The organism is Cytobacillus sp. T106 (assembly GCF_040492155.1).
Taxonomy (GTDB): domain Bacteria; phylum Bacillota; class Bacilli; order Bacillales; family Cytobacillaceae; genus Bacillus_AB; species Bacillus_AB infantis.
Map to the genome: position 1 here is coordinate 128,400 of NZ_JBEUMK010000011.1, position 14,460 is coordinate 142,859.

Sequence of the window (14,460 nt, forward strand, 5' to 3'; positions counted from 1 at the left end):
GTGTGAAGAATATATCTCACTATGTATGTATACAAATGTGTACATACAAAATAGGAGGTGTATGCAGTGGAAAAAGACTTTCGCAAAAAAACATTTCGAGGTGCCAAGATTGAAGATATGATCTTGGAATTAGAGAAACTTAGCTCATTATGTGAAGAGAAATCTAAAAGTAGTGAACAATTAGAAAGGCAGCGTTTCTATGAAGGAATGGCTATTGCTTATACTACTATTGCAGTGAAATTAAAAGGAGACTTCGACTATATTGAACCAAAAGTAATTGATGAATTGTACAATGCCTTAGAGAAAACTTCAAATCCAAATAGTTTAAGCAATACAGAACACGGTACCACTTGTTCTTTTTGTCGTAGAAGTAAAGAAGAAGCCGGAGAATTAGCTATGGGACCAGGAGTTTCTATATGTATTGAATGCTTAGAGTTTGGTGCTGAAGTTATAAAAACACAATCCACAGAAGTATAATTCATTAACAAGCAATTTGGAAACCTTATAAGGTTTTTCTTATCTCTAATTAATTATCAACATTCATATTTAACACAGCCAATAAAAAAAGGAGACCCCCGCTAAAAGGGTCTCCCGCTCCACAAAGGCCCGCTATTGCTGCCTGTTCTGGAGCTGCTGCTCTCCGAGGGCGACAAGGCGCTTTGTCATCTCGCCGCCGACAGAGCCGTTTGCCCGCGCGGTCGTTTCAGCACCAAGCTCAACTCCAAACTCATTGGCTATTTCTTGCTTCATCTGATCAAGTACATTAGCTGAACCAGGAACCAACAGTTTGTTTCTTGCCATGATCCATCACTCCCGACGAAGGATTGAACAATGGGTATTGTTCTTTTTTAACTTAACCTGATGCAGGCTTCATGATACAGACAATCGGGGAAAGCATGCCTGAGCATCCGCCTGAGGGTTTTGGGATAAGATGTGCTAGTATGGGGATAGTTAAGAAATGAGGTGTCCAGGATGAAAATAGAAGTATGGTCGGATTTTGTCTGTCCGTTTTGTTATATAGGAAAACGCCGCCTGGAAGGGGCATTGATGGATTTCCCTTACCGGGATCAGGTAGAGGTGGAGTTCAAGAGCTTTGAGCTCGATCCAAATGCCGCCCCTTACTCTGGGAGAAGCATTCATGAGGCACTCGCTGAAAAATATGGCATGAGCATCGAGCAGGCGAAGCAGGCCAATGTGGGAGTGGGGCAGCAGGCGGCAAGCGTCGGCCTGACCTTCAATTTTGACGAAATGAAGCCGGGCAATACCTTTGATGCCCATAGACTGGCTAAATTCGCGAAAACAAAGGGAAGGGAAGCTGTTCTGACGGAAAAGCTCCTTAATGCCTATTTCACAGAATCAAAAAACATAGGAGATCACGAGGAGCTGGCTGGTCTTGCGGAAGCAGCAGGACTGGACAGGGAAGAGGCGCTCAGCATTCTGAAGGATGAAACAGCTTATGCCAATGATGTCCGCATTGATGAAGGCATTGCCCGGCAATATGGCGTTACAGGAGTCCCTTATTTTGTCATCAACCAGAAATATGCCATCTCAGGCGCCCAGCCTGCGGAAACCTTTGCCAGCGCTCTGCAGAAGGTATGGGAAGAAGAAAATCCTGTAGTGAAATTGCAGGAATTGTCCCCGGAAGGTGCGGCTGATGCCAGCTGTACGGATGGAAGCTGCATCGTTCCGGAAAAAGAATAGATTGAAACAGACTAAAAGGGGTTCGAAATAGAGATATTTCGAACCCCTTTTCTTTAAAAACTTTCAGCAAAATCAACCAGCATCTCCTTGTATACATGAACAGACTCCGGCAGTACATATTCTTTATCGCCATGCCAATGCAGTCCGCTCGGTCCGAATTCGATGGCCGGTATGCCGTAGTTGGCAAAGAAGACGGTATCGGCAGAGCCATGCTGTCCGAAAAAGACCGCTTCATCTTTAATATGCCGATCAACGACCGGCTTCAGCTTTAAGATGAATGGGTTGTCCCTTGCTGTTTGCAGCGGTTTGCTGAACATGCTGACAAGCACTTCCCCGTCTGTAATCGATTCAATCTGTTTAACGATTTCATCCTTATCCTGGCCGGGCAAATAGCGGATGTCGTAAAAAAGCTCGCATTTTTCCGGGACTTTATTATATACATCGCCTCCGCGGATTTTGGCCAGGTTGATGGAAGGGGAAGGATAGAATTCGGAGCTTTCTTTGGCAAAAGGGAGCTCCTTCAGCTTTCCATGGACTTCATATGCCCTTTCAATCGCATTGATGCCTTCCCATGGCCGGCTTCCGTGGGCCGGATCTCCATCAATGGCAATTTCGAGGCGCATGACGCCCTTTGCCTGGAGGGCGATTCCAAGCTGGGTCGGCTCTGAGCAGATGACAAAATCGCCGCGGTATCCATTTTCGGCAAGGTAGCCGGAGCAGTTGAACCCGCCGATTTCCTCATCAGAAACGATCTGAAGCTGAAGCTTGACCCCAAGCGGCGCCTCCTTCAGCTCTTTGAAGGCGCACATCATCGCTGCCACGCCAGCTTTCATATCGGCGGCCCCTCTGCCATAAATCTTGTCTTTCACCTCTACGGGGATGAATTGATCTTCTTTGCCTGAAACAACATCTACATGGCCGTTCCAGACAATGGTTTCATTGCCGCTCCCTATCTCTGAAACAAGCATTTTGTAGCCGTTATTTTCAATGATATGTACAGGGAGCCCGTGGCCCTCAAGCCAGTGCCCGCAATAGGCAACAGCTTCATTGGCCCCTTCTTTGTCCGAGCTGTTGATGCTGATCAGCTCTTTCAGCAGGTTTTCCAGCATTTTTTTCCCTACCTCCTCTGTCTATGGGTTATAGGACTTATACCCTGTATTCTCGAGTTTAAAAGGGAAAAAGCCTCTTTCTAGTCTTCTGAAAGAGGCAGTTCTATCTTTTCTATTTCTTTGCCATTCAGTTTCACGCTGTACAGATGATACTCGGGCGACCCTTTAGCAAAACGCTTATCGACCATAAAGTATACACGGTCACCATCAGCACTGAATACCGGCCTGTCTGTATACTCCCCTAAATGGGTAAGCTGGGCTTCCTCTCCGGAATCCACATCCATTTTATACAGCTCATATTCATAGGTTCCTCCTTCATCAGAGTTACTGATGGATTGAAAAATCATTGTGTCTCCATCAGGAGAGAAGGTGAAATCAAAAACATCCATTTTTCTGTCAGGATCACCTGCTATCTTCATGCTATCAGGGTTATCTATGGGGATTTCAAATATGCGCTGCTTCACCTCAAAGGTTTCTTCAGGTGTATCAGCACCCTGGTCATCATCCATCTGGATAAAAACACTGTTTTCTCCCGGACTGAGCTGGAGGCTGTGCATAGAATAGCTCTTCAGATCAGTTATTTGCTTATGTTCGCCTTCAGCCGGATTAAATGACCAGACATCAAGGTCATGCGGCCGTTTGCTGGCAATAGGTGAATAGTTCTGAAAGGTGCCGGCGCGCAAATAATAGAGAGTATCATCAACAGGAGAAAATTCAGTTTCCGTGATAAGCTCATTCTCGGTAAAAGCATCTGTGACCTGCTTTGTCGATAAATCAAGAATATGGATGGTGGTTTTAAACGCTGTATCTTCATCCTGCTGTTTATTGGTGGAAATGAAGCTTAGCAGAGATCCGTCATAGGAAAAGCTCGGATCCAGGATCATTCTTGAGCTGTCCAGGGAAAATGCCTCAGCATTGATATCTTTTTCCTTGTTGTACAGCATAAGGCTTGGTTTGCCATCTTTGTAATTTACATAAGCAATCGTATTCTGTGAGGATATATCATATTGATTGGTAATCCCATTCTGCTTTTCATTTTCGGATTTATCCAGATTAAGCCCGAGGAGGATAAGCAGGAGCGTGATGCCTCCAATAAATGAAAACAGCAGGATGATACTTTTCTTTTTCATGAAAAGCTCCTTTCTAGTAAAACAGGGCAGGCGCGTAGATAAGTGCCAGGCCTGCCAGGATGGCGATGAAGGGAATCGCCGAGAGTCCGTATGCCAGTTTCTTATTTTTTCCTGCAACCTTGATCTGGATCACATAGAGGATGACCCAGAAGAGTATCGGGCTTAAAGAAATCAATATGACCGGGTGCAGGCCTATCATGATAAGCCCTCCCCAGGCAAAAAAGAGGCAGGCAGCTGTGATCAGGACGCCGGCGGTAATATTGATGGCATGAAGCTTTTTCAAAGTTTTATCCATCTTGCCGCTGCTGGCGCTGAAATCATACAGTGTCGTCCGATAGACAAGGACAATGGCAAGAAGGATATTGAGCCAATCCCAGATCGAAAGTCCGAGTGAGATGCTATGATCCAGATTGCTGGCCAGCAGATAGCCGGCCGCATAAACAAGGATATGCAAAATCAGCAGGGAGTTCATCCAGAGCTTCCGGTTCAGGTGGAAAACCTGGTTCACGGCAAGGAAAAGAATCATGGAACTCGCGCCCATGGAAAGCAGCAGCCAGCCGATATGGGCATCTCCATTGATCAAAAGCTGTCCCAGATAAGCGCCTATTGTAAAAAGGATGGAAGAGATGGCAAGCGTCAGCATCATTTCTTTTCGGTATGGAAAGAGAGACTGCTGAATCTGGCTTCCGATTTCCCCTTCCTCGCCAAACTGTTCCATCGCTTTCTGTTCGGCTTCGCTTTCACTGAAGCCCTGTTCCTGGAAGTGCTCTTTTGAAAGCTGCAGATGTACCATAAGCTCCTCGAATAGATCTTCTTTTTCTTCTTTGGAGCATTCGGTATGCTGGACAATTTTCATGACAAAACGTTCAAGCTGCGATTTCACGTTAATCCCCCCGAGCTTTTGCGGATCATGCTTTCGATCAGGCTCCAGTCCTTTCGCTTCTTTTCCAGCTCCTGCAGGCCGTCCTCAGTAATACGGTAATATTTCCTTCTCCCTGCTGCGGTTTCGCTCCAGTATGACTCTGCAAACTTCTTTTTCTCCAGGCGCTTGAGGGCAGGGTAGAGAGTGCCTTCACCCATTACATAAGCTTCATCGGAGATTTCCTTAAGGATTTTTGTGATTTCATAGCCATATAAATCCTTTTGGGCAATGAGCGATAAAAGCAGGAGATCTGTACTCCCTTTCATCATTTCCTTATCCATTTCCATCACCTTTTTCCTAATGTTACTAACAGTGTAATACGATGTACCTCGTATTGCAAGGGTTAATCTTATAGTTTTATCTATACTTGTATAGGTTTAAAGACTCAGGGGTGTAGGTCTTATAGCATGTTATCCAGAGACTTATTAACAGGGAAAACATGAACAGAAAAGTATTCCACAGACATATCCACATTATCCACAGAATTATCAGAAGTTTTGCTCATTATTATGTTAACTGATTAAAGCGTTAGTAAATATGAGATTATTTAGATTATCCACAAAATTCACAGGGTTGTGGATACTTTTTATTCACAGAGTAAAAAGAATATGAACATATTGTGAAGTGCGTTGCAGAAAGGAAAAACATGGAGTATATTAAAAGTGTAGAAAGTAAGTGAAGATATTCACAAATTTTTTTGTAAAAGCTGGCCGGCTTAATTATTTTTTGTTTAGTATTGTGAAGTTATTCACAAAATAACAAAGCGGGAGACGATGATCATGAAAGTGCTGAAAACTCCACAGGCAGCGGCAATATGGACTGTATTAAGAATATGGCTCGGCATTCAATGGATTGAAGCGGGATGGCATAAACTTGCTGATGGCTTTGATGCAGGGGGATTCCTGCAGGGGGCGATCGCCCAGGCAGGAGGGGACCATCCAGCTGTACAGGGCTGGTATGCCGGATTCCTCGAGCACTTTGCTCTTCCGAATGTTGGATTGTTCAATGTTCTGATACCTTGGGGAGAACTTCTGGTTGGAGCCGGGCTTGTACTTGGGGCAGCAACCATTCCTGCCCTGATTGCGGGTGCATTCATGAATCTTAACTTTCTTCTGGCCGGTACAGTAAGCACGAATCCGATTTTATACACAGCAGCGGTCCTCCTCTTATTCGCAGGCGGGGCAGCCTATTACTGGGGTGCTGACCGCATCATGATTCCTTATTTTAAGAACATGGCAAAGAAGAAGAAAACGGCCGTTTTTGCGAAAAGGCATGCCCACGGGCACTAGGAAAGAGAAAAGCAGCAGGTTCTGGACCTGCTGCTTTTTTTATGCTGAGAGAGTGCGGGCAAATGCCCTCAGCCGGTCAGCGGCTGTTTTTGGCGCGCTGGTCGGCAGCTTTTGAACGTGCCATTGCTTCTAAATCATCATGGTCTGCAAGGTCGCGGTCAAATTCGACATCCAGTCCATCTGATTTCATGTTCTTCGGAACTTGTGGAAGTGATGCTTTGTTTTTATCCCGAGTTTTGTGTCCATGTGCACGGCCCATTCGAAAAACCCCTTTCAACCATAAAAGTACGGAATTGGCTTCCGTACTCTTAGCTTGCACCCTATCAAGGCAATTATGAGCATTTTGCATCAATGCTTGGATTTTTTCTTCGTAAAGCCGCCGGCCTGGTCTGCCAGCTTGAACTCCCTGGAGTAAACAACCTCCTGCATGCTTGACAATGTACTCTTGGACTTATCTTTCGATTTTTTATCCATCAGGCACCATCCCTTTCCGAAAAAATGAACTCCTTTTCTTAATTTTTCCTAAAAAGGAAGGAATCATACCTTCTTAATAAATATCTTTCAGTGCTTCCTCAAGCCCAGGATAGCGGAAACTGAATCCGGCAGCCTCCAGCTTAGCAGGAAGAACGCGCTGCCCCTCGAGCACCAGCTTGCTCATTTCCCCAAGAGCGAGCTTAAGTGCAAAGGCTGGAGCAGGAATCCAGTGGGGGCGGTGGAGGGTGCTTCCCAAGGTCCTGCCAAAGTCCTTCATTTGGACAGGATGGGGGCTCGTAAAATTAACCGGGCCGCTTAGGTTTTTATTTTCCATGGCAAACATAATGCCCCTTGCCACATCTTCAAGATGGATCCATGAAACCCACTGATTGCCGCTGCCGAGATTGCCTCCTGCAAAAAGTTTATAGGGAAGAGCCATCCGGGGGAGCGCCCCGTCATTCTTTTCAAGAATGATCCCGAATCGGCAGAATGCGGTGCGGACATCCCATCTGCCTGCCTCTGCCGCCTTTTCTTCCCACTGTTTAACAGTCTGAGCCAAAAAGTCCCCCGCCGGTTCTTTATTACTTTCTGTAAACGTCTCTGTTTCCGAAGTGCCATAGTAGCCAACTGCACTGGCATTGATCAGAGCCTCAGGCTTTTCTTTTAGCTCACTGATTATGTTCAGGACAGCCTCTGTGGCATCCAGCCTGCTTTTAATAATCCTTTTCTTACGTTCTTCCGTCCATCTGCCGCTGTTGATCGATTCGCCAGCCAGGTTGACGATATAATCAATCTCTTTCAGCTGTGCCGCCGGATTGTCACCTTCATTCAGCCACTGGACATAGTGAATATTGTTTCCGTTCTTTTTTCCTTCTGTGCTCCTCGTCAAAATGAAAACCGTGTGGCCCGATTCTGCGAGCTTCTTCACAAGGGCATGCCCGACAAAGCCGGTTCCGCCTGTAATCGCTATTCTCATGGGTGGACCTCCTTTTCCTATACTGTATTTATACGCTTTTTCCTGTGTAAACTCCTTTTCCAGGCTGCAGTTTGCAAGTGATGCAGCACATTGTGATAAAGTGGAGAGAGAGGTGAAGAGGATGCCGGTAATCACAAAAATATCAGTCCAGCAAAAAAGGAAGGACCGCTATAACATTTTTATGGATTATGGCAAGGGTGAGCAGTATGCCTTCAGTGCCGATGAAGATGTCATCATCAAATTCGGCCTGAAAAAAGGGATGGAGCTTGACGCGCTCTCCCTGACCCAAATAGAATTTCAGGATGAAATCAGAAAAGCTTATAACCAGGCTATTCATTATTTATCCAGAAGAATGAGATCGGAAACAGAGGTAAGGAAGCATCTTGCTGAAAAAGAAACAGATGAAAGCATCATCAATGAAGTCATCGTTAAGCTGTACGAATATAAATTTCTGAATGACAACGAATTTGCCATCGCTTATGTGAGGACACAGGCCAATACGTCTGATAAAGGCCCTGACGTCATTAAACGGGAGCTGAAGGAGAAGGGGATATCACAGCCTGATATAGAGGAAGCCATACAGGAGTTCCCTGTTGAGGACCAGGTCGAAGCAGCAGTAAAGCTGTGCCAGAAATATGCAAAAAAGTACAGCAGGGAATCACAGAGGCTTCTGAAACAGAAGCTTGAGCAGATGCTCCTCAGGAAAGGCTATCCTTTCTCCGTAATCAATATTGCCGTCGAAGAGGCAGAGTTTGAGGAAGACGATGACGGCGAAATGGACGCCATCCGCTATCAGGGAGAAAAAGCCTATCGGAAATACGAAAAGCTGCAGGGCTATGAATATAGGCAAAAAATGAAGCAGGCACTCTTTAGAAAAGGATTTCCGATTGAATTGATTGACCGGTTCCTTGAGGAAAAGGAAGAGGAAGAATAGAAGACAGGCAGCGGGTATTTGCGCTGCCTGTTTTTTTGTTCTACATCCAATCATTTTCCGGATTCAATCACAATCTTCTCTTCAAAACGGTTCTCGGTAATTATGCCGGCTACCTCAGCAGGTGAGCGGAGGCGTGAGCGGTCTGAAATATAGTTGTTATGATCCCAAAATGGGGTGTCCATGCCGCCCATATATACTGCCTGGATCAGGACCGGATCGTTTTCGTATTCTTTCTGCAGGCTTTCAGTAAAGCCCCGGGCCGCGAATTTGCTGGCACAGTATGCAGCTTCATTTGCTTTGCCGCGCAGCCCGGCAGTTGAAATGATATTCATAAGGAAGCTGCCCTTCTTTTGCTTGATAGCAGGGAGGAGTGCCTGTGCCATGTAGATGGTGCCCATCAGGTTGACTGTGAGCATATCATGGAGCTCCTCGTCCTTCAGGTCTTCAAAAGGACCGAAATGCCCAACGCCGGCATTGTTGATCACACCGTACAAATCAAATTGCTCTGGCAGTCCCGCAGCTTTCTCCTTTACTTCAGCCGGCTTGCTTATATCAAGAATCAGGATATCCGCCTTTCCCCCCTGGCTGGAGATTGCTTCTTTCGTTTCCTGGAGAGCTGCTTCACGCCTTCCGGATAGTATGATATGGAAACCAAGGCCGGCGTATTTAAGGGCCAGCTCCTTTCCAAGACCGGTGCCAGCGCCGGTGATGATAACTGATTGCATGTTGAGTCCTCCTTCAAGGGTAAAGTCCTTTATTTATACAGCTCTTTTCACTATACTAAAAAAAGATGAAGTTTTCCTCCGGCAGGCCGGACACAGGAATAAAAAAGGATGGATTATAATGGCGCAGGAGAAAAGATACAGTCAGCTTTCCCAGTACGAACTGCAGCAGGAAATCGCCAGCTTGCATGAACAGGCGAGAAAGGCTGAACAAATGGGCATGCTCAGTGAATTTGCTGTCCTCGAGAGAAAAGCCGTCATGGCCAAAGCATACCTTCTTGATCCGAAGGACTTTAAAGCAGGGGAGATTTATGAAGTGGATGGCGATCCCGGCTCATATTTTAAAATAGATTATTTGAATGGTGTGTTCGCCTGGGGCTTCAGGCTGCATGGCGGAAAGGAGGAAGAGGCGCTTCCGATTTCCATGCTGAAGGAATTAAAGGAAAATCAGAGCGGAGAGCTCTGATTTCCCTGCAGGCTAGGCCTGTTTCCTTGTTTGCCTTTTCAGAATAATGAGGTCCTGCGATTGCTGGGTCTGCCCATTTACCTGGGCATGTGCATGCTTCGGGCGGTAAAAGGGACCAGTAAACGGACTGGAATAAGGATTGTTATCAAAAAACTTTTTAGAGTTTCCCATAATCAAACCTCCTCATTATTGGTTAAAATAATTCAGGTGTATCATCTGTACGGTTTGATGACGCCCGCATGCGTTCCTGCGGATGGGTGTTGATTGACCCGTCTGCGCGTTTTGAAGCATATTCTGCTTTCGCGCGCGGTTCGCCTTCAAACTTGTTATGATTCTGATTTGGGAAATTTTTTGCTTTGTTCCGCATTCGTTTCCCCTCCTCGAGGTATGCTTGCGCGTGCTGCCTTGATTAGCCGCGCAAGAATAGTATGTGTTTAAAAAAGCAGGCTTATGAACGAAATGCAATAACAATAATATTTGGCAAAGAGGTGCTGTCTATGTTTGAAACACAAGAAAGACTGGTTGAGCTTCTCATGGAGAAAAACGGCAACCTTTCCTACGGCCAGGCCCGGACATGGGTAGAGCTTTTGTGGGATGATTTTGAAACGACCCGTGCAAAAGCGGGCTATGAGTATAAAGGAAGCCAGGTGACAGACAGAATTGTCAGGCAGTGGATTGAAAACTATGGTGCAAGGCTTCATGACTTTGTTGCCAGCAATCCAAAATATAAGAATTTGCTGGAGCAGAAACCGGATGATAAAAATCTCCATTAAAAAAGATGGCAAAAATGCCATCTTTTTTAATTTGGGATAATATCGAGCTTCTTCCGCAGCTTTTCCTCACTGAAAATCCACCCTGTATAAGAAGAAATGATATTCAGGTCATTGTCCAGCTGGACGACGGCAACGAATGGGTAATGTCCGTTGCTGCGGTATCTGAGATCAATGAACCGGACTTCGAATGATTCCTCGAGATCTTCTACCTCCCACCTGTATACAGGGGAGAAGGAAAGAAATGCCGACAAATTTTTATCCTTTTTGGCAGCTTCCAGCACAGGAGTCTGAGGTACCGGCACCCTGTTGAACTGATCCAGGATATCGATATGCCCATTATTGGCCCGGCCGACAAAGAACTGATGTTCAGTCATGATGGCAAGCCTCCACTGATGGAATTTCATGGTCGGGGCGATGATGATTTCCGTACTGTCAGGAATAATGGCTTTCACCGCTTTCAGGACGGCCCGCTGGGCAAGGAACCGGATGATATAGTATGCAATCAGTACGGCATAGATTGCCAGGAATGTATAGCCGGGATGTGCACCCAGTATCCATATGAACAAACCGGCAACATGGATGCCGAAAATGAACGGGTCAAATGTATTGATGATCCCAAGGGCAACCCATTTGGAAGAAAATGGCCTTAAAGCCTGTGTCCCATAAGAGTTAAATATGTCGACAAAAACATGGAGGAATACGGCCCCAAATGTCCAAATCCATAGGTGAAGCAAATTTGCTTCAGGGAAGAATGGATAGATGACCGCGAGTATTGCAAGCGGCCACAGGATGACAGCCGGGATGCTGTGCGTGATTCCCCTGTGATTCCGTATATAGACTGCATTGTTTCTAAGCTTTAATACTGTATCAATGTCAGGGGCCTGAGAGCCGATGAGCGCCCCGATCATGACGCTCGTCGCTGTTGCTGTGCTATCTGCTACAACGGGGTCCAGAGTGGCAAGCCCGCCGAGTGCAAAGCCCATGACCACATGTGTGCCTGTATCCAAGAGGAAAGAACCTCCTTCCATGGAATAATCTGAAGTTGCGCTGTTTCTGTATTTTATCAGTAAAAAGCTTGTCATCAAAGCCATTAATGGTTTACGTTAAAGGAGCTGCCAATATAATGATGAAGCATGAAGTCCAAATGTTTTTGCAGTACGAAGTTCATCCAGCAGATTTGAATCTTTTTAAAAGCACTATCGAAAAAATCGCAGCGCTTCTCCCTGTGTATGAAGCAGCTGACATTTCGTTCGTCTACTCTGGGGCTGAACATGAGCCTTCGTTCGTTACGGAAACCTGCTCACTGCCGACAGAAGCCCATTATTTCGCGCTGAAAAAGCTGAGAAGCTCATGCGGGCACTCTGCATTCGGCTGCCTGGACAGCTTCATACCCGGCGGTCTCGAAGAAATCCGATTCTGGGCTTTGAAAAAGAAACTTTAATATTATATTCCCATATTTCATGGAAGTTTAACATCCGGAGGATCAAAATTGAAAAAAACAGCATTAGCCAACTTAGATGCATTTAATAAAGAAACCTTCCGCCAGGACCTGATCGGCTGGTTTGAACAGGAACAGCGGACACTGCCATGGAGGCAGGATCAGGATCCCTATAAGGTATGGGTATCGGAAATCATGCTCCAGCAGACAAGGGTCGACACAGTCATTCCATATTTCAACCGGTTCATCGAACAATTTCCGACAATCGAGGCGCTTGCAGAGGCTGAGGAAGACAAGGTGCTGAAGGCGTGGGAGGGGCTTGGCTATTATTCAAGAGCCCGGAACCTGCAGGCAGCTGTAAGGGAGGTTCATGAACATTACGGCGGCAGGGTTCCTGATAATCCGAAGGAAATTTCCTCATTAAAAGGGGTCGGCCCTTATACGGCAGGGGCCATTTTGAGCATAGCCTACGGCATTCCGGAGCCGGCCGTCGACGGAAATGTAATGAGGGTGCTGTCAAGAATTCTCTCCATCTGGGAGGATATTGCAAAGCCTGCAACCCGCAAGATTTTTGAAGAGGCGGTGCGGGAGCTCATTTCACACGAAAACCCATCATTCTTCAACCAGGCACTCATGGAATTGGGTGCGCTCATCTGCACCCCGACGTCGCCATCCTGCCTGCTGTGCCCAGTCCGTGAGCATTGCCATGCTTTTTATGAAGGCAAGCAGAGTGAACTGCCGATAAAGACAAAGAACAAAAAGCAGAAGGATGTCCAGATTGCCGCTGTCGTGCTGCGGGACAGAGAGGGCAGATACCTGATCAGGAAAAGGCCTGAAAAGGGCCTGCTGGCCAATCTGTGGGAGTTTCCCAATACTGAAATCAGCCTTGCTTTCCTGCATGAAAAAGATCAGCTGGCAGAACTGATCAAAGAGCAGTATGGCGCCATAATAGAAACAGCTGAGATGACAGGACAGATCGACCATGTGTTCACCCACCTAACATGGCATATCCATGTTTATAAAGGGACACTGCTTTCCCTGGAAGAAGAACGGAGCGATCTGAAGCTTGTAACCGAAGAAGAGCTGAAGGAATTTGCCTTTCCGGTTTCCCATCAGAAAATGCTCAAGCACGTGCAGGAGCATAAATAGAACAGCAGGGGGCAGCCCTGCTGTTTTTTTGTGAATTAGGAAACAAGGATTTTTCGCTTTTCTACTTGTCCAGCTCCGGGCGCTGGAACCTCGAGTCATAAGCCAAACAGGCCAGAAGGTAAAGAACAACCTTCCGACCTGCTCGTCTTATGCATGAGGCCCACAGATGCGGGTCATGCGGACGTTGCCACAGGACGTGGCGCTCTTAGTCCGCGTTCCTCTATTGAACCAGGCTTTTCCGCATGTCTACTCGTAACTGACCCGTGTCCCATGTGTATAGTCAGCTTCCTGCCTTTTAAGGCCGCCGCGGTTTTCGATTTCTTCTATGATTTCACGGTGGATGGTTTGTCCCTCTGCATTGAGGTAGGGAACTACCTGCTGCATGGAGTGATGGAAGAAGGCCAGTTCGCTGTCCTTCCATTCCGTCTTTTTCACCATGGTTAGTTCAGTCATATCCCTTCCGACGTACATACTTTCATTCCTTTCTCTTTGAGCCTGTTGTTTAAGAATAGTGTTATAATCCTGTTTGCCAGATATACATGGAAAAGATAAAATGAAAACAAATGAAACAGGAAAGGAATTACGATTCATGACACAAAAAGTAGCACTTGTAACAGGAAGCAGCCGGGGCATCGGGAAGGCGACTGCCATTTCCCTTGCCAAGGAAGGATATGATATTGTCATCAATTATGCCAGGAGCAAAAAGTCTGCACAGGAAACAGCAGAACAAATTGAAGTTCTTGGCAGAAAAGCCCTGATCGTAAGGGCCAATGTTGGAGATGTAGAGAAGATTAAGGTTCTTTTCCAGGAAATCAGGAATGAATTCGGCCGGCTGGATGTATTTGTGAATAATGCGGCATCCGGTGTTCTTCGCCCTGCTATGGAGCTTGAAGAAAGTCATTGGGATTGGACGATGAACATCAACAGCAAGGCCCTGCTGTTCTGTGCACAGGAAGCAGCCAAATTGATGGAGGAGAGCGGGGGCGGCAAGATTGTCAGCATCAGCTCGCTCGGCTCGATCCGCTATCTGGAAAACTATACAACAGTCGGTGTATCAAAGGCGGCACTGGAAGCATTAACCCGCTACCTGGCTGTTGAGCTCGCGCCGATGAATATCGCTGTCAACGCAGTCTCCGGGGGTGCAGTCGACACAGAGGCATTAAAGCATTTCCCAAACCGGGAAGACCTTTTATCTGAGGCAAGGGAGAAGACGCCGGCAGGGCGGATGGTTGAGATTGAAGATATGGTCAACGCAGTCATGTTCCTGCTGTCCGATAAATCAGGCATGATCAGGGGGCAGACCATCATAGTCGACGGAGGAATCTCCCTGCTCGTATAATAAGTTTAAATTAGAATTTTTTTCCTGAAAATTAAAGG

The 14,460-nt window shown here is 46.4% G+C and carries 22 protein-coding genes; 9 read left to right on the plus strand and 13 right to left on the minus strand.

What is annotated here, in order from left to right; genetic code table 11:
- The first annotated feature begins 66 nt into the window (after nucleotides 1–66).
- The gene (locus ABU165_RS18605; protein ID WP_009795180.1) at nucleotides 67–477 is read left to right on the plus strand and encodes a ClpX C4-type zinc finger protein; all 411 of its coding nucleotides are present in this window, start codon (nucleotides 67–69) and stop codon (nucleotides 475–477) included.
- Nucleotides 478–609: 132 nt separating this feature from the next.
- Here ABU165_RS18605 and ABU165_RS18610 read toward each other — a convergent pair whose 3' ends face one another.
- Nucleotides 610–801, minus strand: coding sequence for an alpha/beta-type small acid-soluble spore protein (locus ABU165_RS18610; RefSeq protein WP_009795181.1), 192 nt, complete (start codon nucleotides 799–801; stop codon nucleotides 610–612).
- 171 nt (nucleotides 802–972) lie between these two features.
- On the opposite strand from ABU165_RS18610, the gene ABU165_RS18615 reads away from it, so the two are divergent.
- A complete protein-coding gene (locus tag ABU165_RS18615) occupies nucleotides 973–1,701 on the plus strand; it encodes a DsbA family oxidoreductase (RefSeq protein WP_094769053.1) in 729 nt (242 codons plus the stop codon).
- A gap of 53 nt (nucleotides 1,702–1,754) precedes the next feature.
- Here ABU165_RS18615 and ABU165_RS18620 read toward each other — a convergent pair whose 3' ends face one another.
- The 4 genes from ABU165_RS18620 to ABU165_RS18635 all read right to left on the minus strand — a co-directional run bounded on the left by ABU165_RS18620 (nucleotide 1,755) and on the right by ABU165_RS18635 (nucleotide 5,143).
- Nucleotides 1,755–2,810, minus strand: a complete 1,056-nt coding sequence (locus ABU165_RS18620) for a M20 family metallopeptidase (protein WP_094769052.1) — start codon at nucleotides 2,808–2,810, stop codon at nucleotides 1,755–1,757.
- An 80-nt stretch (nucleotides 2,811–2,890) separates the two neighbouring features.
- Nucleotides 2,891–3,940: a TolB family protein gene (locus ABU165_RS18625; RefSeq protein ID WP_101551679.1), complete on the minus strand. Its 1,050-nt coding sequence runs from the start codon at nucleotides 3,938–3,940 to the stop codon at nucleotides 2,891–2,893.
- A 13-nt stretch (nucleotides 3,941–3,953) separates the two neighbouring features.
- A complete protein-coding gene (locus tag ABU165_RS18630) occupies nucleotides 3,954–4,823 on the minus strand; it encodes a permease prefix domain 1-containing protein (protein WP_009795185.1) in 870 nt (289 codons plus the stop codon).
- Entirely contained in the window at nucleotides 4,820–5,143 is a 324-nt protein-coding gene (locus ABU165_RS18635; RefSeq protein WP_035403153.1) for a PadR family transcriptional regulator, read from the minus strand. The genes ABU165_RS18630 and ABU165_RS18635 overlap by 4 nt, the downstream gene beginning before the upstream one ends.
- Before the next feature lie 498 nt (nucleotides 5,144–5,641).
- Here ABU165_RS18635 and ABU165_RS18640 point away from each other — a divergent pair, with 498 nt between their 5' ends.
- Nucleotides 5,642–6,151, plus strand: coding sequence for a DoxX family protein (locus ABU165_RS18640; protein ID WP_101551683.1), 510 nt, complete (start codon nucleotides 5,642–5,644; stop codon nucleotides 6,149–6,151).
- 76 nt (nucleotides 6,152–6,227) lie between these two features.
- On the opposite strand, the gene ABU165_RS18645 is transcribed toward ABU165_RS18640, so the two are convergent.
- From ABU165_RS18645 to ABU165_RS18655, 3 genes are all read right to left on the minus strand, one after another.
- A complete protein-coding gene (locus ABU165_RS18645) occupies nucleotides 6,228–6,410 on the minus strand; it encodes a YfhD family protein (RefSeq protein WP_022543504.1) in 183 nt (60 codons plus the stop codon).
- Between the two features lie 89 nt (nucleotides 6,411–6,499).
- On the minus strand, nucleotides 6,500–6,625 hold the full coding sequence (locus ABU165_RS18650; RefSeq protein WP_009795189.1) for a YfhE family protein: 126 nt from the start codon (nucleotides 6,623–6,625) through the stop codon (nucleotides 6,500–6,502).
- A gap of 73 nt (nucleotides 6,626–6,698) precedes the next feature.
- Nucleotides 6,699–7,601, minus strand: coding sequence for a TIGR01777 family oxidoreductase (locus ABU165_RS18655; RefSeq protein WP_148950959.1), 903 nt, complete (start codon nucleotides 7,599–7,601; stop codon nucleotides 6,699–6,701).
- Nucleotides 7,602–7,722: 121 nt separating this feature from the next.
- On the opposite strand from ABU165_RS18655, the gene recX reads away from it, so the two are divergent.
- Nucleotides 7,723–8,535, plus strand: coding sequence for a recombination regulator RecX (gene recX / locus ABU165_RS18660; RefSeq protein ID WP_248138439.1), 813 nt, complete (start codon nucleotides 7,723–7,725; stop codon nucleotides 8,533–8,535).
- Between the two features lie 50 nt (nucleotides 8,536–8,585).
- On the opposite strand, the gene ABU165_RS18665 is transcribed toward recX, so the two are convergent.
- Nucleotides 8,586–9,260 (minus strand): SDR family NAD(P)-dependent oxidoreductase, encoded by a 675-nt coding sequence (locus ABU165_RS18665; protein WP_009795192.1) that lies wholly within the window; start codon nucleotides 9,258–9,260, stop codon nucleotides 8,586–8,588.
- A gap of 118 nt (nucleotides 9,261–9,378) precedes the next feature.
- Between ABU165_RS18665 and ABU165_RS18670 the strand changes: the two genes are divergently transcribed.
- Nucleotides 9,379–9,723: a YfhH family protein gene (locus tag ABU165_RS18670; protein WP_035403156.1), complete on the plus strand. Its 345-nt coding sequence runs from the start codon at nucleotides 9,379–9,381 to the stop codon at nucleotides 9,721–9,723.
- 12 nt (nucleotides 9,724–9,735) lie between these two features.
- Here the strand turns inward: ABU165_RS18670 and ABU165_RS18675 are convergent, their stop codons facing one another.
- Complete coding sequence (locus ABU165_RS18675) at nucleotides 9,736–9,894, minus strand: YpzG family protein (protein ID WP_009795194.1); 159 nt, start codon at nucleotides 9,892–9,894, stop codon at nucleotides 9,736–9,738.
- Nucleotides 9,895–9,916: 22 nt separating this feature from the next.
- Complete coding sequence (locus ABU165_RS18680; RefSeq protein WP_009795195.1) at nucleotides 9,917–10,090, minus strand: small, acid-soluble spore protein K; 174 nt, start codon at nucleotides 10,088–10,090, stop codon at nucleotides 9,917–9,919.
- Nucleotides 10,091–10,220: 130 nt separating this feature from the next.
- On the opposite strand from ABU165_RS18680, the gene ABU165_RS18685 reads away from it, so the two are divergent.
- Nucleotides 10,221–10,496, plus strand: a complete 276-nt coding sequence (locus ABU165_RS18685; protein WP_022543506.1) for a YfhJ family protein — start codon at nucleotides 10,221–10,223, stop codon at nucleotides 10,494–10,496.
- Nucleotides 10,497–10,522: 26 nt separating this feature from the next.
- Here the strand turns inward: ABU165_RS18685 and ABU165_RS18690 are convergent, their stop codons facing one another.
- Nucleotides 10,523–11,503: a metal-dependent hydrolase gene (locus ABU165_RS18690; RefSeq protein WP_022543507.1), complete on the minus strand. Its 981-nt coding sequence runs from the start codon at nucleotides 11,501–11,503 to the stop codon at nucleotides 10,523–10,525.
- 116 nt (nucleotides 11,504–11,619) lie between these two features.
- On the opposite strand from ABU165_RS18690, the gene ABU165_RS18695 reads away from it, so the two are divergent.
- Together ABU165_RS18695 and mutY are read left to right on the plus strand one after the other, a co-directional pair.
- A complete protein-coding gene (locus ABU165_RS18695; protein WP_022543508.1) occupies nucleotides 11,620–11,937 on the plus strand; it encodes a hypothetical protein in 318 nt (105 codons plus the stop codon).
- Nucleotides 11,938–11,985: 48 nt separating this feature from the next.
- Nucleotides 11,986–13,083 (plus strand): A/G-specific adenine glycosylase, encoded by a 1,098-nt coding sequence (gene mutY / locus ABU165_RS18700; protein ID WP_009795199.1) that lies wholly within the window; start codon nucleotides 11,986–11,988, stop codon nucleotides 13,081–13,083.
- A 246-nt stretch (nucleotides 13,084–13,329) separates the two neighbouring features.
- Here mutY and ABU165_RS18705 read toward each other — a convergent pair whose 3' ends face one another.
- On the minus strand, nucleotides 13,330–13,554 hold the full coding sequence (locus tag ABU165_RS18705; protein WP_009795200.1) for a hypothetical protein: 225 nt from the start codon (nucleotides 13,552–13,554) through the stop codon (nucleotides 13,330–13,332).
- A gap of 118 nt (nucleotides 13,555–13,672) precedes the next feature.
- Here ABU165_RS18705 and fabL point away from each other — a divergent pair, with 118 nt between their 5' ends.
- On the plus strand, nucleotides 13,673–14,422 hold the full coding sequence (gene fabL / locus ABU165_RS18710; RefSeq protein ID WP_311225848.1) for an enoyl-[acyl-carrier-protein] reductase FabL: 750 nt from the start codon (nucleotides 13,673–13,675) through the stop codon (nucleotides 14,420–14,422).
- Nucleotides 14,423–14,460 lie beyond the last annotated feature (38 nt).